Source organism: Gluconobacter sp. GP1 (assembly GCF_032913585.1).
GTDB lineage: Bacteria > Pseudomonadota > Alphaproteobacteria > Acetobacterales > Acetobacteraceae > Gluconobacter > Gluconobacter cerinus.
Genome location: NZ_JASGXC010000027.1, coordinates 1 through 3759 on the forward strand (window position 1 = coordinate 1; position 3759 = coordinate 3759).

Consider the following 3759-nt stretch of genomic DNA (forward strand, 5'->3'; position numbering starts at 1 on the left):
GGCAGAACAATACGTTCAACGGCGCGAACGGGAGTGTGGCAGCCATTGGTGCGAACTCCTCCGCACAGGTTAATGGCACGGGCCAAACCGTTCACCTTCTGGCTGACAATGCTGGGGCCAGCCTGTCTCAGGAGGGCGATACCACCTATGTCTGGGGGACCAACGATTCCATTTCCGGAAATGGGACCAAAGTCCTCATGGGCGGAAACACGGCCGAGCCAGGGCAGAGCCAGTCCTTCACAGCAAACGGCGACAACAACACAATCAATGCAAGCGGAAATTCCACAACTTTTATTTCCGGACAGAACAATACGTTTAACGGGTCCGGACCTGGGTCGATCTCGGCCTTTGGCGGAAATAGCTCTGGAACCGTAAACGGAAACAGTAAGGTTCTTTTTAACGGGGACAACACTCACGTTACGGCCACGCAAGCGGGGAACAACGTCGAAGTCTGGGCCCGACATGATATTCTTTCAGGGAAATCGGGCCAGAATATTCAACAGCCTCTGGGGAATACCGGGTTTGAGGACCAGACAACATCTGGAGCGCCAGCAACCAGCTATGTCCCTACGGATGTACCGTCTTCAGGCCTGGTCATTCCAGTCGATCCCATTCCGACGCCAGACCCCGACAATCAAAATGCAGGAATTCTGGGTCCAGATGGTCAGCCCGCACTCGCAGCTCCGGGTCAGCCTGCCGTAACAGCCTTTCCGCTAGGAAATGGAACGCGAGTTACGGTCACTGAAGACCCGGACGGTCCGGTCGCGGGACAGTCTAGGGGACCGGAAATTACAACTACAACTTCACCAGGCCTTATCGGAAGCGGGATTGATGATAATGATGGGTCGTCAATTTACGATGATATCTTTGAAGAAAGCAGTTGGGACCCGATTGTAATTTCGTACAAGAATGATCAGCTGCATACGGTTTCATCAACAACCTCTCATCATTTCACTGATGGAAATGAAACGGGTTGGATTACGCCTGGCGAGGGTGTCCTTGTACAGGGTGAGGGAAACCAACTGGCGCCCGTTCGTGACTTTGCCGCGCTCGACCATCTCGACAGTAATCATGATGGTATCATTTCGGCACAGGATCAGGAATGGAGCGCACTGTCCCTGTCGATACCAGGTGACGGCAGCAGGGATACTAGCATATCCCTGGATCAGGCAGGCGTCAGCTCCATCTCCCTTACCAGCAGGCCCACTTTTATCACGGAAAATGGAAATACCGTGACGGCCCAGTCAGCGGTCAGTCTTGCTAACGGAAAACAGGGCCTGGCAAGCGATGTGTCATTTGGAAGTGTGAGCGCCTCGACGGTTCGGTCTCTGGGAACAGAAGCGCCCGGCTTGAATGCTCCGTCTTTCCTGTCGCAGCAGCTGACGAAAAATCTGGGTGCGTCCCTGTTGCAGGACTTTACGCGTTCCGGCTTTTCCGAAAACAGTCCTGCCTCTTTCAGTGACTATCGGGAGTTACCTCATCGTGGCGCCTCGTCTCTCGTCTTTGAAACTGGCCATACGATGCAGGGCGTAACGCTGGTGACGCATCAGCCTGCACCGTTATTCCCTCGTAGCTGATATCGGATCATTGCGTGTTGAAACTGTCCAGACGCAGCAAAATTCTTCTTGGCATGGGAGGGGCTTTTGCCTTTCTCATCGCGGGTGCGGCCTATCGGATTTCCCATGACGTTCCCGCCTACATGAAGCCGGGACGCTACCTTGTTGCAGGGCGATGCTACGATATTCCTGCCGGATACGTTGCCATGTATTCGCCCTGGACCGGGCCGGAGAAGCGCTCCACCATTATGCTGCTGGAGCGACTGCCCGACCTCAGGCCCGATGTCTGGTCGCTCTTCCACCCTGAGAACGTCAACACGGAAGTTGACGGCGGCGGGTTCTATCGAGGCGATGTCTCTGTCACGGTCAACACGAATTTCGACGACAATGTCTCGGGGCAGGCCGCGTGGGACCGATGGAGTGTAACTCATGGAATTGAACGGCAGGTAGAAAACGTTGGAGAGTATAAGGTCTTTCTTACGTCTGTCGGGCATTTTTATGTCAAAAAAGAGAATGGTCGTCTTTTCGTAATTAGTTGTATGGACCTCGATGGACCGAAGACTGCGAGCTGTGCGGCGAGAGTCCCTCTGGATCCGGCTGATCAGGGTCACTATCTGTATCGGGATACCCTGAAGGTCACTTTTGGCACGCCCCAGCTCCAGACTGTTGATCAGCTGGTGGATCGGGTTCGTCGACAACTGGCATCCTGGCAGACATGCTCGGTCGGGAAACGTTAGAGAAGCCGTTGCATCAGCGGTAAGATCATCAGTCTCCTGCAGCAGGGGCACGGCTTCCCGGACAACTCGAAAACAGACTCCCCTCGAGAGCAGGCCTGATGATCGCGTTACACTCGAGGCTTGTTTCTGCGCGAAGTCGTTTTCCTGAGGATGTGATCTGCTTCTCTCATCGCGGCCTCAAGCTCGGTAAAGTCGGGCTTCCAGATCGTTGCCTGCTGTCCGGAGAACGTTGATAACAGATCTGACGGGCGCAGTTCGTCAGTCAGAGCAGGATCCGTGTTTTTCAGGGTATGAGCCGCGAGCCGGCGCGGCGGCATCAGAGCCTCGCGCAGGGGCTCAAACCCCCGCAAGGCGAACAAGCGCCGCGCGGACCGATGTGTCACTTCAACAACCAACCCCTTGCTTTCGAACCGTTCGAGAAGATCCAGGGCGGCGTTGACAGACATCTTGAGGAGGTCTGCCAGCGTCGTCGCGGACGTCAGAGGCCGAGCGGCCAGGATATCGATGGCCGCAGGGGCTCGCGAGTGCCGACGCTGCGCGCCTGCTTCTCTGCGGGCCATGACCCACTGGCGTTCCATGCCACGCAGCATCTCGGTCATGGAGTGGGCTTCTGCCGTCACGGCTCTGAGGAACACCGGAACCCATCGCACAGGATCATGAGGCGCTCCGGCACGAAGCGCCGCAGGACCTGTGAGGGGAAGGGCGCTGCGCATGACGCCCCGTTTGCGCCACAGAACGCCAAGTGCGGCCCGGAACGGAGCCCTCTGGCCTCCCTGATGCAGCCAGTCATGGAACGCGCTCGCCGCACCGAGGAGGGGTCCACACGTTCGGATGAAAGGCCGGAGATGAGAGAGAGCCCGTGCAATCTCATGCCGTTGTGTCGCTGAAGGATGGGTCTGCCACTGGTAGAGCCGAAACGCTGTTTGTGCCGCTTCCACCAAAGCAAACCGGTCAGCGCCCTCAAGGTCCTGCGTTGGGAGGCGCAGGCCTTCCAGGACAGCCGCCAGGTGCCAGGGATCAATGGCCTGGCCATCGACCTGCGCCTGTGCCCGGACAGCGTCGAGACGGGCGCGATAGAGGAAGGCCTCCTTCAGGGGATGATCCTGGAGCCGCTGATCGAGACGACCGATGGTTATCGATGCCGCGGTCAGGTCGACCGCCACGTCAGAGACCTGAAGCGTCGTACGCGTGGGCAAGAGCATCACGGCATCGCCGGCGCAGGACCAGAAGGCATCAGTACCCTCACATCACAGGGCTTGAAGGTGGTCTTCAGCGTGAGCCGAGACAGGCTTGGAGAGAGAGCGAAGACAGACATCAAGTCATGTTAAATCGGCCTTAGGTTGGATTTGCAAATTTTTTCAAAAGTCGCCCCCTCTTCACCCCCTATGTCCGTTAATTCTTATTATCGGACATAGGGGTTTTTCCATCAGGCCATGAAATTTGTGGGAATTCCTCACCGAAGTGAA

Annotated in this window: 2 protein-coding genes and 1 pseudogene; 2 read left to right on the forward strand and 1 reads right to left on the reverse strand. The window is 56.7% G+C overall.

The genetic code is table 11. The features are described 5' to 3' along the window. Together R5H23_RS16600 and R5H23_RS16605 are read left to right on the forward strand one after the other, a co-directional pair. A pseudogene (locus R5H23_RS16600) lies at window positions 1–1577 on the forward strand (hypothetical protein); the annotation flags it as partial. A gap of 14 nt (window positions 1578–1591) precedes the next feature. After that, entirely contained in the window at window positions 1592–2293 is a 702-nt protein-coding gene (locus tag R5H23_RS16605) for a hypothetical protein (protein WP_317216106.1), read from the forward strand. Between the two features lie 107 nt (window positions 2294–2400). Here R5H23_RS16605 and R5H23_RS16610 read toward each other — a convergent pair whose 3' ends face one another. Beyond that, a complete protein-coding gene (locus tag R5H23_RS16610; protein ID WP_317216107.1) occupies window positions 2401–3495 on the reverse strand; it encodes a hypothetical protein in 1095 nt (364 codons plus the stop codon). Window positions 3496–3759 lie beyond the last annotated feature (264 nt).

Coding starts and splice junctions, on each gene's coding strand:
- R5H23_RS16610 (WP_317216107.1), bottom strand. CDS start 3,495: ATGCTCTTGCCCACGCGTACGACGCTTCAGGTCTCTGACGTGGCGGTC.